The organism is Zhihengliuella salsuginis, assembly GCF_014651715.1.
Lineage (GTDB): Bacteria > Actinomycetota > Actinomycetes > Actinomycetales > Micrococcaceae > Zhihengliuella > Zhihengliuella salsuginis.
This window is the reverse complement of record NZ_BMXK01000002.1, coordinates 103,323-120,936: the sequence shown is the minus strand read 5'-3', so window position 1 is coordinate 120,936 and position 17,614 is coordinate 103,323. Positions and strand designations below refer to the sequence as shown.

At 70.5% G+C, this 17,614-nt stretch carries 14 protein-coding genes; 3 read left to right on the top strand and 11 right to left on the bottom strand.

Translation table 11 applies throughout. From position 1 onward, the window contains the following. Window positions 1–26: 26 nt before the first annotated feature. Window positions 27–1,145 (bottom strand): nucleoside hydrolase, encoded by a 1,119-nt coding sequence (locus IE069_RS02600; protein ID WP_189348562.1) that lies wholly within the window; start codon window positions 1,143–1,145, stop codon window positions 27–29. A 1-nt stretch (window position 1,146) separates the two neighbouring features. After that, window positions 1,147–2,118, bottom strand: a complete 972-nt coding sequence (locus tag IE069_RS02595) for an aldo/keto reductase (RefSeq protein WP_189348561.1) — start codon at window positions 2,116–2,118, stop codon at window positions 1,147–1,149. Window positions 2,119–2,237: 119 nt separating this feature from the next. On the opposite strand from IE069_RS02595, the gene argG reads away from it, so the two are divergent. Beyond that, a complete protein-coding gene (argG, locus tag IE069_RS02590; protein WP_189348560.1) occupies window positions 2,238–3,665 on the top strand; it encodes an argininosuccinate synthase in 1,428 nt (475 codons plus the stop codon). 82 nt (window positions 3,666–3,747) lie between these two features. On the opposite strand, the gene IE069_RS02585 is transcribed toward argG, so the two are convergent. From IE069_RS02585 to IE069_RS02555, 7 genes are all read right to left on the bottom strand, one after another. Further along, on the bottom strand, window positions 3,748–4,311 hold the full coding sequence (locus tag IE069_RS02585) for a hypothetical protein (protein ID WP_189348559.1): 564 nt from the start codon (window positions 4,309–4,311) through the stop codon (window positions 3,748–3,750). Between the two features lie 54 nt (window positions 4,312–4,365). Next, window positions 4,366–5,043, bottom strand: a complete 678-nt coding sequence (locus tag IE069_RS02580; RefSeq protein ID WP_229790902.1) for a DUF402 domain-containing protein — start codon at window positions 5,041–5,043, stop codon at window positions 4,366–4,368. Continuing rightward, the gene (gene dxs / locus IE069_RS02575) at window positions 5,040–7,034 is read right to left on the bottom strand and encodes a 1-deoxy-D-xylulose-5-phosphate synthase (protein WP_189348558.1); all 1,995 of its coding nucleotides are present in this window, start codon (window positions 7,032–7,034) and stop codon (window positions 5,040–5,042) included. Before dxs ends, IE069_RS02580 begins: the two co-directional genes overlap by 4 nt. Before the next feature lie 73 nt (window positions 7,035–7,107). Further along, window positions 7,108–8,448 (bottom strand): MFS transporter, encoded by a 1,341-nt coding sequence (locus IE069_RS02570; protein WP_189348749.1) that lies wholly within the window; start codon window positions 8,446–8,448, stop codon window positions 7,108–7,110. A 194-nt stretch (window positions 8,449–8,642) separates the two neighbouring features. Continuing rightward, complete coding sequence (gene acnA / locus IE069_RS02565; RefSeq protein WP_189348557.1) at window positions 8,643–11,348, bottom strand: aconitate hydratase AcnA; 2,706 nt, start codon at window positions 11,346–11,348, stop codon at window positions 8,643–8,645. A gap of 140 nt (window positions 11,349–11,488) precedes the next feature. Continuing rightward, window positions 11,489–12,901 carry a class I SAM-dependent RNA methyltransferase gene (locus IE069_RS02560; RefSeq protein ID WP_189348556.1) on the bottom strand — a complete coding sequence of 471 codons (1,413 nt, stop codon included), beginning with the start codon at window positions 12,899–12,901 and terminating at the stop codon, window positions 11,489–11,491. Beyond that, window positions 12,898–14,916 carry an APC family permease gene (locus IE069_RS02555; RefSeq protein ID WP_189348555.1) on the bottom strand — a complete coding sequence of 673 codons (2,019 nt, stop codon included), beginning with the start codon at window positions 14,914–14,916 and terminating at the stop codon, window positions 12,898–12,900. The genes IE069_RS02560 and IE069_RS02555 overlap by 4 nt, the downstream gene beginning before the upstream one ends. Window positions 14,917–15,072: 156 nt before the next feature. Between IE069_RS02555 and IE069_RS02550 the strand changes: the two genes are divergently transcribed. Then, window positions 15,073–15,792 (top strand): potassium channel family protein, encoded by a 720-nt coding sequence (locus IE069_RS02550; RefSeq protein WP_189348554.1) that lies wholly within the window; start codon window positions 15,073–15,075, stop codon window positions 15,790–15,792. Continuing rightward, window positions 15,789–16,451: a potassium channel family protein gene (locus IE069_RS02545; protein ID WP_189348553.1), complete on the top strand. Its 663-nt coding sequence runs from the start codon at window positions 15,789–15,791 to the stop codon at window positions 16,449–16,451. Before IE069_RS02550 ends, IE069_RS02545 begins: the two co-directional genes overlap by 4 nt. Here IE069_RS02545 and IE069_RS02540 read toward each other — a convergent pair. After that, window positions 16,448–17,176, bottom strand: coding sequence for a DUF3159 domain-containing protein (locus IE069_RS02540; RefSeq protein ID WP_189348552.1), 729 nt, complete (start codon window positions 17,174–17,176; stop codon window positions 16,448–16,450). The genes IE069_RS02545 and IE069_RS02540 overlap by 4 nt on opposite strands. Further along, a complete protein-coding gene (locus IE069_RS02535) occupies window positions 17,173–17,613 on the bottom strand; it encodes a hypothetical protein (protein ID WP_189348551.1) in 441 nt (146 codons plus the stop codon). Before IE069_RS02535 ends, IE069_RS02540 begins: the two co-directional genes overlap by 4 nt. Window position 17,614 lies beyond the last annotated feature (1 nt).

Sequence of the window (17,614 nt, the reverse complement as noted above, 5' to 3'; positions counted from 1 at the left end):
ATGTCACCTCGGGCCGATCCACGATTCTAGCCGATCGCCGGGCCCGCTGCAGGTCCGCCGCCTCCCTGTTCCCCGACGCGGCGCGCCAGGGCGCCGGTGCGCCGGACGAGCTCCGCGAAGCCGGCCGGCGGGTCGTTCCAGGAGACCACGTGCGCGTTCGCCGGCCGGTCCCGCAGGCCGCGGAAGTCGGCCACGGTGGTGCCGAAGAGCAGCGGCGATTCCGTCTCCACGTCGACGTCCGCCTCGCGGGTGCGGTAGTCGAGCGTCCCCGCGGCGACCCCGGCGGCGAAGTAGTCGTGCACGTGCGCGATGTACCCCTGGTCGTAGTGCCGGTGGAACTCGAAGTAGAAGCGCAGGGCGTCGGAGAGGTACCGCACCAGCGGGTTCGACGCCGTGCTGCGCGAGCCCTCCGGGTCGGCCGGCAGGACCCGTTCGGCCTCGGCGCACCCGGCGGCCTCGGCGAGCTCGCCCACCAGGGACGGCTGCATCTCGTAGCGCTCCGTCGTGTCCAGGGAGCACAGGACCGGCAGCTTCCCGGCCTCGAGCCCCGCGCCGGCCGCGGCCGTGTAGGCGGCGAACACCTCCTTCGCGGCGTGCGGGTCCACGTGCGTGTTCCACTCGGCGGTCGGCGTCGTATTCCCCTGGTGGTAGAAGGCGCCGCCCATGATGACGACCCGCTTCAGCAGCCACGGCAGCTCGGGTTCGGCGCGCAGCGCGTGCGCGAAGTTCGTCAGCGGCGCGGTGAGCAGGGCGGTCAGCTCCCCCGGGTTCGCCCGGGCGGCGCGGATCCAGTGCGCGACGGCGTCGTCGGCCCCCGTCGTCGTCCCGTCCGCCGCCTGTCCCGGCGGGGCGGCGAGCTCCGCGTAGCCCACGCCCTGGGGGCCGTGGGTCTCGGGCGTCGTGACGAGCGGGATCTGCAGCGGCTCCCGCGCGCCGATCAGCACGGGCACGTCGGGGCGGCCGCAGAGCGCGAGCAGGGCGCGGTTGTTGGCGGCGACCTGCTCGACGCCGACGTTGCCCGGCGTGCTGGTGACGGCGACGAGCTCGACGTGCTCGCACGCGGCCAGGTAGGCCAGCGCGAGGGCGTCGTCGATGCCGGTGTCGTTGTCGAGAAGGATCCTCACGCGCTCGGGCAGGTCGGGCATCTCAGAACAGCGCGATCTTCTCGGGGGCCGGGAAGATCTCGTCGAGTTCGGCCAGGTCCTCCACCGAGGGCGCCCAGGAGGCGGCCGCGGCGTTCTGCACGATCTGCTCGGGGCGGGTGGCGCCGGCGATCACGCTGGAGACGGCCGGGCGGGACGCGAGCCAGGAGAACGCGACGGTCAGCTCGTCGAGACCGCGGGCGGCGGCGAAGTCCCCGAAGCGGCGCAGCTGCTCCCAGTCGGCGGCGGCGAGCTTGTCCTCGCGGGAGGCGAGCCGGCTGCCCTCCGGCGCCCGGCCGGAGGAGTACTTGCCCGTCAGCAGGCCGGAGGCGAGGGGGAAGTACGGGAGCACCCCGAGCCCGAACGCCTCCGCCGCCGGCAGGACCTCTAGTTCGGCCCGGCGGTCGATCAGGTTGTAGTGGGACTGGCTGGAGACGAATCGGTTCGTCCCCCTCATCCGGGCGGTGAATTCCGCCTCCGCGATCTGCCAGCCGGCCCGGTTCGAGTGGCCGATGTAGCGGATCTTGCCGGCCCGCACGGCGTCGTCGAGGGCGGCGAGCGTCTCCTCGACGGGCGTGGCCGGATCAGGCGTGTGGAACTGGTAGAGATCGATGTAGTCCGTCCCGAGCCGACGCAGCGAGGCGTCCACCGCGCGGGTGACGTAGCGGCGCGATCCCCGCGCCGAGAAGTCCGCCCCGTTGGCCCCGCGCAGATCCATCCCGAACTTGGTGGCGACCACGACGTCGTCGCGCGCCGACCCCAGGGCCGCGCCCAGGCGCCGCTCCGAGAGGCCCGGCTCGGCGCCGTAGTTGTCGGCGGTGTCGAACAGCGTCACCCCGGCCTCGACCGCGGCCCGGACGACGACGTCCGCGCCCTCCTGCGTCTCGGTCGCCGACCCGGCGCGGCCGAGGTTGTTGCAGCCCAGTCCGACGGTCGACACGGTCAGGCCCGAGGCCCCCAGCTGACGGTATTCCATGGTTCTCCTTGTGCGTCGCGGCGTGTGCCCCCAGCCTAGTCAGTCACGGCCTGTGCATAGTCATTCACAGTTACGCATAAAAATTGTTTTTCGGGCGGAAACCGCCTAGGCTGTGGTGCATGTCAAAAGTCCTCACCTCCCTCCCCGTCGGCGAACGCGTCGGCATCGCCTTCTCCGGCGGCCTGGACACGTCCGTCGCCGTCGCCTGGATGCGCGACAAGGGCGCCATCCCCTACACCTACACCGGCGACCTCGGCCAGTACGACGAGACGAACATCGACTCGATCCCGGGCCGCGCCGTCGAGTACGGCGCTGAGAAGTCGTGCCTGGTCGACTGCAAGCCGCTGCTCGTCGAGGAGGGCCTCGTCGCCCTCGCGTGCGGCGCGTTCCACATCCGCACCGGCGGCAAGCCCTACTTCAACACCACCCCGCTCGGGCGCGCGGTGACCGGCACGCTGCTGGTCCAGGCCATGCGCAACGACGGCGTGGACGTCTGGGGCGACGGCTCCACCTACAAGGGCAACGACATCGAGCGGTTCTACCGCTACGGGCTGATGGCCAACCCGAACCTGCGCATCTACAAGCCGTGGCTCGACCCCCAGTTCGTGCACGAGCTCGGCGGGCGCCAGGAGATGAGCGAGTGGATGACCGCGCACGGCTTCCCGTACCGCGACTCCGCCGAGAAGGCGTACTCCACCGACGCCAACATCTGGGGCGCCACCCACGAGGCCAAGACGCTCGAGTACCTCGACACCTCGCTGGAGACCGTCGAGCCGATCATGGGCGTGAAGTTCTGGGACGACTCGGTCGAGATCGCCACCGAAGAAGTCACCATCGACTTCGAGGCCGGCCGCCCGGTCGCCATCAACGGCACCGAGTACTCCGACGCCGTCGCCCTCGTGATGGAGGCCAACACCATCGGCGGCCGCCACGGCCTGGGCATGACGGACCAGATCGAGAACCGCATCATCGAGGCCAAGTCCCGCGGCATCTACGAGGCACCGGGCATGGCGCTGCTGCACATCGCGTACGAGCGCCTGCTCAACGCGATCCACAACGAGGACACCGTGGCGACCTACCACGAGCAGGGCCGCCGCCTCGGCCGCCTGATGTACGAGGGCCGCTGGCTGGACCCGCAGTCCCTCATGCTGCGCGAGTCGATCCAGCGCTGGGTCGGCTCCGCCGTCACCGGCTCGGTCACCCTGCGCCTGCGCCGCGGCGACGACTACACGATCGCCAACACCACCGGGCCGGCCCTGAGCTACCACCCGGAGAAGCTCTCGATGGAGCGCGTGGGCGACGCCGCCTTCGGCCCGATCGACCGCATCGGCCAGCTCACCATGCGCAACCTCGACATCGCCGATTCGCGCACCCGCCTCGAGCAGTACTCGAAGTCGGGCCTGGTCGGCGGCACCACGAGCGATCTCATCGGCGACATGGAGGCCGGCGGCGCCGACGCCATCACGGGCGGCACCCGGATCTCCGAGGACGACCGCGCTGCCGACGAGGCCCTCGAGCGCGCCTCGTTCGACACCGGCACGGACTAGTCCCCGGCCAGAGACGAAAACGCTCCCCGCGCCGCCTGCACTGCAGGCGGCGCGGGGAGCGTTTTCTCGTTGCGGCGGCTGATCAGTCGACGCTGAACGGCTTCGGCGGGCTCGGGTGCTTCTGCTTCAATGCCGTCGGCTCCCCGAACGGTGCGATGCCGATGCGCAGCTTCGACAGGTCGAGGTCGTGCTCGCGTACGGCCGCCTTGAGCGCCGGCACCACCTTCTTGGGGTCCGGGGTGAGGATGTGCAGGTTCAGGGTCCCGGTGCCGAAGGTGGTCTCCTCGATCGTGCCGAGCCCGCGCCAGGCGAGGTGCCCGGTCAGGACCTGCACGGCCGTGTCGCGCAGGCGCTCGGCGTAGGCGCCGCCGGTCTTGGCCGGCCACTGGGCGATCGCCCAGAACTGCTCCTCGGCCGGGAGCTCGGCGTAGCCGTCCTCGGCGCACTGGGCCTCGAACGCGGCCAGCAGCGAGGCGCCGGTCTCCTCGTCGACGTTCTTGACGTCCTTCGTCGTCGACATGTGGCCGACCGCGCCGTGGTTGATCACGAACTGGCCCGCCTCCTCGTTCTCGTACGCCTCGAACCAGGCCTCGCGGAAGTCGAGACTGCCGTCGTCGTTGCGGCGGAACGTGCGGATGATCGCCATTTTTCTCCTCAGGTGGGTGTCTGCGGGCGGGTGGATCCCGTCTGCATCGAATCTCTAGCGGGCGGACGACGGCGCCGCGGACCGGGCGGCATCGAACCAGTCCTGCGCCGCGGCGGCGATCCGCGTGTCTGCATCGGCGGCGAACACGCCGCGCCCCTCGCGCACGGCGGCCAGGAGCTCGTCGGCCGCGGGCCGCAGACGGTCCACCAGCCAGTCGGGGTATCCGTAGCGGAGCGTGTGCTCGTCGAACTCGTCCTCGTCGTCGATGAACGCCTCGGCGTCGACCGTGCCGACCACGTCCAGGTCCATGTCGACGGAGTGGATCTCCCAGCCCGAAGGGGCCAGCGGGCGCCACCCGATCGCCGTCGAGACGTCGATGTAGACGCGCATCGCCTCCGGGTGGCCCTCGTCGTAGAAGGTCGCGACCCAGTCGCCGGTCCGCACGCCCGAGCCGCTCCCCGCCCCGTCGCCGTCCTGGTGCGGGAAGAGGCAGACGGCGTCGGAGTCGGCGAAGAACCCCGCCCCGGGCCGGGCGACGAACGATCCGGCGGGCTGGAAGATCCAGTGCCCCGCGGCGTCGGCGCCCAGGTAGACACCCGGCACGACCCAGTGCGGGCCGGCGTCGTACTTCCACGCCCGCGCGACCACGAGATCGCCGGCCGCGATCGCCCCGGGCGCCGGCACCGCGTCGGCCGGGAACGGGGCGGGGATCGGCGGGCGGGGTGCGCTCACAGCTGCGGCAGCTGTCCGGTGGGCAGGTCCTGGCCCTCGAGGGGGCGCGCGAACGGGACCTTGGTGCCCAGGACCTGTGCGAGGGTGTCGTGCGCGACCTGCTGGGCGGTCACGCCCACCCGGGCGAGGACCTCGCTGCGCGAGCCGTGGGCGAGGAACTCGACCGGCAGACCGACCTCGTTGAGCGCCGTGTCGACGCCGGCCTCGCGCATGTCCTGGCGGATCCGGCCGCCCACGCCGCCGGCCTTGACGCCGTCCTCGAGACAGACGACGATCCGGTGCCGGGCGGCCAGCGAGACGATCGAGCGCGGGACGGGCAGCACCCAGCGCGGGTCGACCACGGTCGAGCTGATGCCCTGGTCCTCGAGCCGGACGGCGACGTCCAGGGCCATCTCCGCCATCGACCCGACGGCGACGATCAGGACGTCGCGCTCGTCGCGGCCCTCGCGCTGCTCCGGCTTGGCCGTGCCCCGCCGGGCGAGGACGTCGACGCCGTCGGAGAGCCGCTCCAGCGCGCGGAGCGGCGCGCCGACGCTGCCCTTGGAGAACCGGACGACGGTCGGGGCGTCGTCGACGGCAACCGCCTCGCGCAGCTCCTCGCGCAGCGTGTCGGCATCGCGCGGCGCGGCGATGTGCATGCCCGGGACCGACTGCAGCAGCGAGAGGTCCCACATGCCGTGGTGGCTGGGGCCGTCGGGGCCCGTGACGCCGGCCCGGTCGAGGACCACGGTGACGCCGGCCTTGTGCAGGGCCACGTCCATCAGCAGCTGGTCGTAGGCGCGGTTCAGGAACGTCGCGTACATCGCCACCACCGGGTGCATCCCGCCGAAGGCCAGGCCCGCGGCACTGGTCAGCGCGTGCTGCTCGGCGATGCCGACGTCGATCACGCGGTCCGGGTGCTTCTCCGCCATCTTCTTCAACCCGACGGGGATGAGCATGGCGCCGGTGATGCCGACGATGTCCGCGCGCTCGTCCGCGATCGATGCGATCTCGTCGCCGAAGACGCTGGTCCAGGACTGCTTCGAGGGCGTCTCGACGGGTTCGCCCGTCGTCGGGTCGATGACGCCGACGGCGTGGAACTGGTCGGCCTCGTGCGCCCGGGCGGGGGCGTAGCCCCGGCCCTTCTCGGTGAGCGCGTGGACGATCACCGGCCCCTCGTAGGCGCGCGCCTGCTGGAGTGCCTCCTCCACGCTGGCCTGGTTGTGGCCGTCGATGGGCCCGATGTACTTGAGTCCGAGATCCTCGAAGAGTCCCTGCGGAGCCCACCAGTCCTTGATGCCCTTCTTGGCCGCATGCAGGGACTTGTAGGCGAACTTGCCGACGGTCCCGCCGCTCTGCAGCCGGTGCTTGACCTTGTCGAGCGTCTCCTCGTAGGCCTGCGAGGTCCGGAACTTGTCGAGCGTCATCTGCCGCAGACCGGCGAGCTGGTTCGCGAGGCCGCCGATCGTCGGCGCGTACGACCGGCCGTTGTCGTTGACGACGATGACGAGCTTGCGCTCCTTGTCGGCAGCGATGTTGTTCAGGGCCTCCCAGGCCATGCCCCCGGTCAGCGCGCCGTCGCCCACCACGGCGACGACGTAGCGGTCCGACTCCCCCGAGAGGACGCGGGCACGCGAGATCCCCTCCGCCCAGGAGAGGGAGCTGGAGGCGTGGGACGACTCGACGATGTCGTGCACGGACTCGGAGCGGTCGGGGTAGCCGGCGATCCCTCCCTGCTGGCGCAGCGTGCCGAAGTCCTGCCTGCCGGTGACGAGCTTGTGCACGTAGGACTGGTGCCCGGTGTCGAAGACGATCGAGTCCTTGGGCGAGTCGAAGACGCGGTGGATGCCCAGCGTCAGCTCGACGACGCCCAGGTTGGGCCCCAGGTGTCCGCCCGTGCGGGCGACGTTGGCGACGAGGAATCGGCGGATCTCCTCAGCGAGGGCGACGGTCTGCTCGTCGTCCAGCGCGCGCAGGTCGTCCGGTTCGCCAATGGCCTCCAGCAGTGACACTCGTCTTCCTTTCGCCGTCGACTTCTCCAATGCTCCGCCGCCGGTCTGCGGCCACGGTTGCTTTCCGTCAATCCTAACCGCCCGCGGCCGGCGGCGCGGTCTCCGGGGCGTCCGCGAACGTCGTCGACAGCCTCCGGTAGGAGCGCGAGCAGAGCGCCGCCGCCCCCAGACCGATGGACGCGAGACCCGAGACCAGGAACACGAGGGCGATGCCGCGCGCATCGCCCGCACCCAGCAGCGGGCCCCACGCCTGCCGGCCGTCGGCCGAGTCCATGTAGGGGATGATCCAGAATTCGGCCAGCGGAGCGATGAGGAAGGCCGTGATGGGCGCCGCCGCGGCCTCGAAGGTCATCGCGAATCCGAAGACCCTCCCCTGGACCGCGTACGGCACGACCTTCTGGATCACGGTCTGCTCGGCCGCCTCGATGGCCGGGATGAGCATCATGAAGACCCAGATGCCGACGGCGAAGAGCCACCACCACTCGCGAATCGTGAACGTGGCCCCCAGGACGCCCGTGCAGACCACCAGGATCAGCAGCGTGCGGATCGGGTTGGCGCCGAGGCCGAATCTGGCCACCACGCCGCCGCCGATGAGGAAGCCGGTCGCCGTGATGCCCAGGACCAGACCCCAGACCTCCACGGGGAAGATCGTCAGCCCGTAGGGGTCCATGAGCGCCATGAAGACGCCGCCGGTGAGATTGTTCAGGGTCGTGAACAGGATCAGCGCGAACAGGCCCCGGGTCGCGCGCACGGCCGCGATGCCGGCCCGCAGCTCGGAGAAGCTCTCCCGCTGCGCCGCGCGGACGATGTCCGGCTCGGGGATTCTGAGCGCCAACAGGTGCGCCAGCACGGCGGTGCAGGCAACGAGAGCGATGACGATCGTCCCGCCCATGCCGAGTATGCCGATCGACAGGCCGCTGAAGACCGAGGTGACCATGAAGGCGAGGCCCTGCACGGTCCCGACGAACCCGTTGGCGTTCGCGCGGCGGTCCGGTGCCACGAGGAGGGTGACCGTGGTCGACAGTGCGATGTTGCGCAGCTGCTCGACGACGGCCCCGATCAGGACGATGCCGGCGAACAGCCAGAACCAGATCCCGGTCAGGTCCAGAAGCGCGGTCTCCGGCAGCAGCAGGAACATCGTCCCCGCCAGCCCGAAGCAGAGCACGGTGAAGAGGGTGGACCCGACCATCACCGCGTGCTTCCGGTACCGGTCCACGAGCACTCCGAAGAGGAGTCCGAAGAAGGCCACGAGGAGCATGTAGGCCCCGCCGATGACCCCGGTCGCCAGGACGGAGCGGGTCTCGAGGTAGACCCAGAACGTCAGGCCGAACCAGAGATAGCTCGTGATGACGTTGGCGCACGCCGTATTGACCAGGACGTGCATGAACGTGCGGTGCCCGGGGCCGTGCGGCATCGTCGCCGAGGCCCGATCGCCGGTTCGGCCGGTGCTCTTCGGGGAACGCGCGTCCTGCGCCATGGACTCAGAATAGTTCCTCTGGACCCGCCCGGACAGGCCGCGGGCCGTACCCGTTCCCGCTTCGGGACCGAACGCCGCTGGGGCGGGCACCGGTTTCCCGGTGCCCGCCCCAGCGGTTGGTCGATCTGCGCCTAGTTCGCGGAGATCTGGCGCAGCACGTACTGCAGGATGCCGCCGTTGCGGTAGTAGTCGGCCTCGCCCGGAGTGTCGATGCGGACGACCGCGTCGAACTCGACCGTCTGACCGTCGGCCTTGGCGGCTGCGACCTTCAGCGTCTGCGGGACGGAGCCGTTGTTCAGCTCCGTGATACCGGTGATGTCGAAGGACTCCGTGCCGTCCAGGCCCAGCGAGTCAGCCGACTCGCCCGCCGGGAACTGCAGCGGCAGAACGCCCATGCCGATGAGGTTCGAACGGTGGATGCGCTCGAACGACTCCGTGATCACGGCCCGCACACCCAGCAGCGCGGTGCCCTTGGCCGCCCAGTCGCGGGACGAGCCCGAGCCGTACTCCTTGCCGCCGAGGACGACCAGCGGGGTGCCGGCCTCCTTGTAGTTCTGCGCCGCGTCGTAGACGTAGGCCTGCGGCGCGCCCTCCTGGCTGAAGTCGCGCGTGAACCCGCCCTCGACACCGTCGAGCAGCTGGTTCCGGATGCGGATGTTCGCAAACGTTCCACGGATCATGACCTCGTGGTTGCCACGGCGCGAGCCGTAGGAGTTGAAGTCCTTGCGGTCCACCCCGTTCTCCAGCAGGTAGCGGCCCGCCGGGGTCTCCGACTTGAAGGAACCGGCCGGGGAGATGTGGTCGGTGGTGACCGAATCGCCCAGCTTCAGCAGCACGCTCGCACCCTCGATGTCCTTCACGGCATCCGGCTGCGCCTTCATGCCCTCGAAGTACGGGGGCTTGCGCACGTAGGTGGAGTCCTCGGCCCAGGAGAACGTGTCCCCGGCCGGGGTGTCCAGCGCCTTCCAACGGTCGTCTCCGTCGAAGACCCCGTCGTAGCCCTTGGCGAACATGCCCTCGTCGATCGACTTCGCGATGGTGTCCTCGACCTCGAGCGGGGACGGCCAGATGTCGCGCAGGAAGACGTCGTTGCCCTCGGCGTCCTGGCCCAGCGCATCGGCTTCGAAGTCGAAGTCCATGGTGCCGGCCAGCGCGTACGCGATGACCAGCGGCGGCGAGGCCAGGTAGTTCATCTTCACGTCCGGGTTGATGCGGCCCTCGAAGTTGCGGTTGCCCGAGAGCACCGCGGTGGCCGCCAGATCGTTGGCCTGCACGGCCTCCGAGATCTCCGGCTCGAGCGGACCCGAGTTGCCGATGCAGGTGGCGCAGCCGTAGCCGACGATGAAGAAGCCGAGCTTCTCCAGGTACGGCGTCAGCCCCGACTTGTCGTAGTAGTCGGTGACGACCTTCGAGCCCGGTGCGACCGAGGTCTTCACCCACGGCTTCGAGGTCAGGCCCTTGTCGACGGCGTTGCGCGCCAGCAGCGCCGCCGCCAGCATCACCGACGGGTTCGACGTGTTGGTGCACGAGGTGATCGAGGCGATCGAGACCAGACCGTGGTCGAGGGTGAACTCGCGGCCGTCCTCCATCTTGACCTCCACCGCCTTCGACGGACGGCCGACGTTCAGCGCGTCGGAGTCGTCGCCGGAGTAGTTGTGGATGTCCTGGCGGAACTGCTCCTTGGCGTTCGTCAGCTCGATGCGGTCCTGGGGACGCTTCGGGCCGGCGATCGAGGGGACCACGCTGGACAGGTCCAGCTCGAGGTACTCCGAGAAGCGCAGCTCGTGCGCGGGGTCGTGCCAGAGGCCCTGCTCCTTGGCGTACGCCTCGACGAGGGCGACGTTCTCCTCGCTGCGCCCGGTCAGGCGCAGGTAGTCCAGCGTCACCTCGTCGATCGGGAACATGGCCGCCGTGGAGCCGAACTCCGGGGACATGTTGCCGATGGTCGCACGGTTGGCCAGCGGCACCGCGGCCACGCCCTCGCCGTAGAACTCGACGAACTTGCCGACCACGCCGTGCTTGCGCAGCATCTCGGTGATCGTCAGCACCACGTCGGTCGCGGTCGCGCCCGCCGGGATGGACCCGGAGAGCTTGAAGCCGACCACGCGCGGGATCAGCATCGACACGGGCTGGCCCAGCATCGCGGCCTCGGCCTCGATGCCGCCGACGCCCCAGCCCAGCACGCCCAGGCCGTTGACCATGGTGGTGTGGGAGTCGGTGCCGACGCAGGTGTCCGGGTAGGCGCGCAGCTTGCCGTCGACCTCGCGGGTCATCACGGTGCGCGCCAGGTACTCGATGTTGACCTGGTGCACGATGCCCGTTCCCGGGGGGACGACCTTGAAGTCGTCGAACGCGGTCTGGCCCCAGCGCAGGAACTGGTACCGCTCGCCGTTGCGCTGGTACTCGATCTCCATGTTGCGCTCGAGCGCGCCGGCATTGCCGAACGCGTCGATCTGCACGGAGTGGTCGATCACCATCTCGGCCGGAGCCAGCGGGTTCACGCGCGAAGCGTCGCCCCCGAGCTCCTTGACGGCCTCGCGCATCGTCGCCAGATCGACCACACAGGGAACACCCGTGAAGTCCTGCATGATCACACGCGCCGGGGTGAACTGGATCTCGGTGTCCGGCTGGGCGTTCTCATCCCAACCGGCCAGAGCACGAACGTGCTCGGCCGTGATGTTCGCACCGTCTTCGGTGCGAAGCAGGTTCTCCAGCAGAACCTTCAGGCTGTACGGAAGGCTGTCGGCGCCTTCAACGGCGTTCAGCCGAAAAATTTCATATTCCTTGCCACTGACGTCAAGAACGCCCTTGGCTCCAAAGCTGTCCACATTGCTCATTGGGACTCCTCTCGCCAGATTTTCATCTTTGTTGCACGCACTATCTGGCGCCAGTTAGGAAACCCTAACCAACACAAGATGGATGGTTCGCGGCAGAGCTGCGCCCCAGTCTATCGGTTCACGTGCGCCGCGCCTCAGGGTTACGCCCGGGCGAAGTGCCCGACCGTCTCCAGGTGGTGCGTGTTCGGGTACAAATCGAAGACCCTCGCTGTGACCAGCTCGTATCCGCGACGCCGAAGATCCGCGGCATCACGGGCGAAGGACGCCGGATCGCACGAGACGTAGGCGATCGTCGCCGGCTGCGCCTGCGCGATCAGCTCCACGGCCCGCTTGCCGGCTCCCGCGCGTGGCGGATCCAGGACGACGGCGTCAAGCCGGCGGGTGCCCCGCCCGCCGGACAGCCGCTGGAGCTGCCCGCGTAATGTGCGCTCCACGCGCCCCTGGGCGATCACCGCCTGCCGGTGCTCGTGGAGATTGCGCCGCGCATCCTTGCTCGTGCCCGGCGCCCCCTCGATCGAGAGCACGCGGCCGCCAGAGCCCACCCGCTCGGCCAGCGGCAGGGTGAAGAGGCCGGCCCCGGCGTACAGGTCCGCGACCGTCTGCCCCGGCTCCGGCGCGACGATCCCGAGCACCGCGTCGGTCAGCGTCGCCGGCGCGGCGCGGTGGATCTGCCAGAACCCCTCCCCCGTCACCCGGAACTGGTAGTCGTCGCCGGACGCCAGCTCCACCGATTCGGAGAGCCAGGTGCGGCCGGAGATGCGCTGCAGCGCGCCCCGGCCGTCGGCTGCGGCCCCTCCCTCCTGCGTCAGCACGGACACCGAGGCGCTGTCCGGCAACTGCGACGCCACGCGGCGGGCGGCGCGCCGGACGCCGGCCGCGTCGGCCGCCGCAGCGGACGGGACCAGCAGCACCAGGGTCTCGTCGCCGCCGGCCGGGGCCGCGATCTCGACGCGTTCGAAGCCGGAGAAATCCGCGTCCCACGGGCTCAGCCGCTGGATCTCCTCGCTGGCCAGCGGCATCGACGAGAGGGCGACGAGGTCGTCGCTGCGATGCGGGTGCATCGCGAGCCGCCCGTCCGCGTCCACGGCGAAAGCCATCCGCGTCCGCCAGAAGCGTCCCAGCCCGTCCTCCTCTCCAGCGGCCTCGACCCCCGCGAATCCCAGCGCGGAGACGTCGATCGAGGCGGCGCGCTCGAGGTGCTCCGCGAACACCTCGCCCTTGAGCCGCCGCTGGGCCTCGAGTCGGATGTGCCCGAACTCGGCACCGCCGGCGGCCGGACGCCCGGATCGGGCCGCCGCGAGGGCGTCGGCCTGGTCCCAGACGTGGTCCTGCCGGTCGGCACTGGCGTCGAGCACGTCGACGACGTCGGCGCGCCAGAACCGGGCGCCGTCGTCGTGCTCGGTCAGGCGCGCCAGCACCCGCTCGCCCGGCAGCGCGTGCCGGACGAAGACGACGCGGCCCTGGTGGCGGGCCACGAAGTGGCCGCCGTGGGCGACCGGGCCGATCGTGAGCTCGACGACCGGTGCGGGCTCGGGGGCGGCAGGCTGGTTCACTGGGGGTCCTTGCTCGGGTCGGTGGGAGGGGTCGTGCCGAAGTCGTTGTCGAAGAGCGCGCGGCCGTGGGTGTCCGCCGAGAGCTGCCAGGGAACGGACGCGACGACGACGCCCGGCTCGAAGTGCAGGCGCGCCTTGATGCGCAGGGCCGTCTGGTTGTGCACCAGCTGCTCCCACCAGCGGCCGACGACGTACTCCGGCACGTAGACCACGACGAGGTCCCGCGGGGAATCGCGCTTGATGCCCTTGATGTAGTCCAGCAGCGGCGGAGCGACCTCGCGGTAGGGCGAGGCGAGGACCGTCAGCGGGACGGGGATGCGCAGCTCGTTCCACTTCTCGATCGTCCGCTGGGTCCGCTCCTCCTCGGTGTCGACGACGATCGCATCGAGCTTCGAGGGGCGCGAGGCCCGGGCGAACGCGAGCGCCCGCAGGACCGGTTTGCGCACCGAGGAGACGAGGATCAGGGCGTGCACGCGGGCCGGGAGCGCCTTCGCCTCCGCGTTCGGATCGATGGCGAGCTCCCGGTCGACGGCCTCGTAGTGGCGGTGCAGCGAGAACATGATGAGGTACAGCAGCCCGATCGCCGCGACGGCCAGCCAGGCCCCGTGGACGAACTTGGTGATCAGCACGACGACGAGCACGGCGGCCGAGAGGACGAACCCGACGAGGTTCAGCAGGCGTGAGCGGACGATCTTCGCGCGCGCCGGGCGGCTCGGGGTCTGGACGTACCGGCGCTTCCAGTGCCCGAGCATGCCGAGCTGGCTCAGCGTGAAGGCCACGAAGACCCCGACGACGTACATCTGGATCAGCCCGGGCAGGTGCGCGTCGAAGGCCAGCACGAGCACGATGGCCGCGATGCCGAGCGCGGCGATGCCGTTGCTGTAGCCGAGCCGGTCCCCGCGGGTGCGCAGCTGGCGCGGCAGGTAGCCGTCGACGGCGAGCAGCGAGGCGAGGAACGGGAAGGATTTGAAGGCGGAGGCGCCGGCGGTCCAGAGCACCCAGATCGTCAGGACCAGGATGGCGATGAATCCGAACGTCCCGGAGCCGAAGACCGCCATGGCCAACTGGCCGAGGACGGGGATCTGGAAGTACCCCTCGGGAATCGGGCCGCCGTCGAGCTGCAGGGACTCGTGCGGGAACTCCACCAGGCGCATGTTCGTCGCCTCGGCCAGGAAGAGGGTCCCGAGGGTCAGGACCGCGGCCAGGATGCCGAGCCAGACCAGGACCGAGGCCGCGTTCTTGGCCCGCGGCGGGGCCATGTCCGGGACGCTGCTCTGCGGGGCCTCGATACCCGTGAGGGCGGCGGAGCCCGTCGAGAACGCGCGCAGGATCAGGAGGGCCCCGAAGAAGCCCGTCAGCCCCTCCTCGAAGCCGGCCTGCGGGGCGATGGTGAAGTCGGCGCTCGGGGCCTGGCCCAGCTGGCCCGTCACCGCGAGGATCGATCCGACCACGAGCATGAAGAGGACGCCCGCCACGAACAGGTAGGTCGGCAGCATCTGCGCCCAGCGCGAGCGCCCGAGCCCGCGCAGGCTCGCGAACGCCAGCAGGGCGACGCCCCACGCGGCGATCTCGCCGCGGTGCCCCTGCAGCTGCGGCAGGGCGGCCACCAGGTAGTGGGCCGCCGCCGACATCGAGACGGCGACTGTCAGGACGAAGTCGATGAGCAGCGCCGCGGCCGCCGTCGTGCCGGCCCTCGGGCCGAGGTTCGTGCTGGCGATGATGTAGTCGCCGCCACCGCCCGGGTAGGCCTTCACCGACTGCCGGTAGGAGGCGATGATGACGAACATGACGACCATCACCGCCGCGCCCACGAGCGGCGAGAAGTGGATCGCGCTCATCCCGGCGATGGCGAGGGTCAGGAGAATCTCGTCGGGCGCGTAGGCCACCGACGAGAGCGCGTTCGAGCTCACCTTGCCGAGGGCGACGAGTCGGCGCAGCGGGGTCCGCTTCAGGCTTTCGGTCTCAAAGGGCCGCCCGACCAGGACCCGCTTGAGTGCTTCGAGGAACGTCAACACTTCGTCAAAGTTAGCCTGTCGGCCGCGCTGTGTCATTCCTCGCCCCGCGCACGTCCGCGCGGGCACCCGGCGGACGGGCCCGGCGACGTGACACACTAGTGACGGAATATTCGTGCGGTCTCCAACCGCGAGACGCTTCACCAGCGGAGGAACCACATGCCGCATTTCGTCATCATGGGCGCCGGCCGCGTCGGCGTGACGCTCGCCCACACCCTCGACGAAGCCGGTCACACCGTGGCCATCATCGACCAGGACGAGCGGGCCTTCCGGCGGCTCGGGAGGCACTACTCCGGGCGCCGGGTGACCGGCGTCGGCTTCGACCGCGACACGCTGGAGCGAGCGGGCATCGAGGAGGCGTACGCCTTCGCGGCCGTCTCCAGCGGCGACAACTCCAACATCCTGGCCACGCGCGTGGCGCGCGAGACGTACAACGTCCCCCACGTCGTCGCCCGGATCTACGACCCGGGCCGCGCCGAGATCTACCAGCGCCTGGGCATCCCCACGGTCGCGGCCGTCCGCTGGAGCGCCGACCAGGTGCTGCGGCGGATCCTGCCGGAGACCGGAGTCCAGGGCGACTTCCGGGAGGCCTCCGGCCGGCTGCTGCTCGGCGAGGTGGGCCTGCACCGCGACTGGTACGGCAAGCTGCTGACCGAGATCGAGGAGGCCGTGCACCTGCGCGTGGCCTACCTGACCCGCTTCGGCCAGGGCATCATCCCCACTCCGAAGACCCGGCTGCAGGAGGGCGACATCCTGCACGCCATGATGCCCGTCGAGTCGACGGCCGACATCGACCGGGTGCTCTCCAAGGCACCCGCGAAGAAGGCGGGCGCGTCGACGCGGCCGACCAAGGACGAGGCCCAGGAGGACGAGCAGTGAAGGTGGTCATCGTCGGCGCGGGCAGCGTCGGCTCCTCGATTGCGCGGGAGCTCATGTCCCACGGGCACTCCGTGCTCCTCATCGACGCGAAGCCGGAGTCGATGGGCCGCAGCGACCTCGGCGACGCGGAATGGCTCATCGGCGACGCGTGCGAGCTCAGCGTCCTGCAGGACGCCGGGCTGGACGACACGGACGTCGTCGTCTCCGCGACCGGCGACGACAAGGTCAATCTCGTGGTGTCCCTGCTGGCGAAGAGCGAGTTCGGCATCGGCCGCACCGTGGGCCGGGTGAACAATCCGAAGAACGACTGGATGTTCAACGACTCCTGGGGCGTCGACGTGGCCGTGAACACGCCGCGCCTGATGACGGCCCTCGTCGAGGAGGCCGTCGAGATCGGCGACCTGGTGCGCCTACTGACGCTGCGCACGGGCGAGACGTCGATGGTCGAGTTCACCGTTCCATCGGATTCGCCGCTGATCGGCAAGACCCTGGGATCGCTGAACTGGCCCGAGGACTCGGCCGTCGTGGCCCTGCTGCGCGACGAGGTTCCGATCGTCCCCAGCGCGGACGACGTGGTCGAGGCCGGCGACGAGATGTTCTTCATCACCGCCATCTCCGCCGAGGACGGGCTGCGGACCACACTCCGCGCGGCCGACTAGTTGCGCGGGCGGGAGATCATCCAGGCCACCCAGAGGCCCATCGCATAGAGCGGGACGCCCATGATCAGGCGCGCCGACCCGAGCGCGGTGAGCGCGCCGTCGTCGTCCGCCGACGCGTAGTAGAGCGGGAGCTGGACCGCGAGGCGGGCCGCGAACACGGCGACGATGATCCACGTCGCGATCGCATACGCGCGGATCCGCCCCGGCGCCTGCCGCCAGTCCAGTCCCTCGCCGCGGATGAATCCGAACACGACGCCCATCAGCGGCCACTTCACGAGGATCGAGACGACGAGCGCCGCACCGTAGGCGACGTTGGTCAGGAAGCCCGGGACGTAGAAGCCGCGGGCCTCCCCGGAGGTGCGGGAGAAGAGCGCGCAGATCACGACGCCGGCCAGGCCGGCGAGAGCCTGCGTCAGCGACTGGCGCTGGATCAGGCGGAGGACGGCGAACACGACGGCGATGCCGAGCGCCCCGATGAGCGCGATGTCCAGCTGTTGCGTGGCCGTGAACGCGACGATGAACACCAGGCCGGGCCCGATGGCCTCGGCGAGCCCGCGCACGCCGCCGACGGTCGCGAGGACGTCGACCTGCCCGTCGTCCCGGCGCCGGACCCCGGCGCCGGCCGCGACCTGCCGGGCCAGCTGCTCCGGGGACGGCTGCTCGGGAGATTCGTCCCCGCCGCCCGTCCGCTGGCGGGCGTCTTCCGGTCCCTGGCCCGCAGTCATCGCGTCGCCTTTCCACTCAAATGGCTTTTGACCTGTCGATTCGTCGTCAGGCGGTCCTGCAGTTCGGTCTTCGAGGCGAGGATCTCGTAGTTGGGGTCGTACATCGTCGTGATGCCCTTCTCCTGCGAGACCGCGCCGACGACCCGGACCCACACGCCCTGGTCGATGCCGGGCACCCGGCGCTGGCCGTGCCAGACGACCAACATGCGCGGCGGCGGCGTCCTGCGGCCGCCCGGGCCCGCAGGGCTGTCGACGATGCTAGCCGCGAATTCCGGCGCGTCGCCGGCCGCCGAGAAACGGACGTATTCGACGAATCCGCCGGTGGTGACGCGGCCGCGCTGCGGGATGCTGGCGATCCTGAGGCAGGAGTCCGCGGCACCGGCCAGCGGCAGGCCCGCGCCCGTCGTCACCCCGGCGACCTCGGGTAGCCCGTTCACC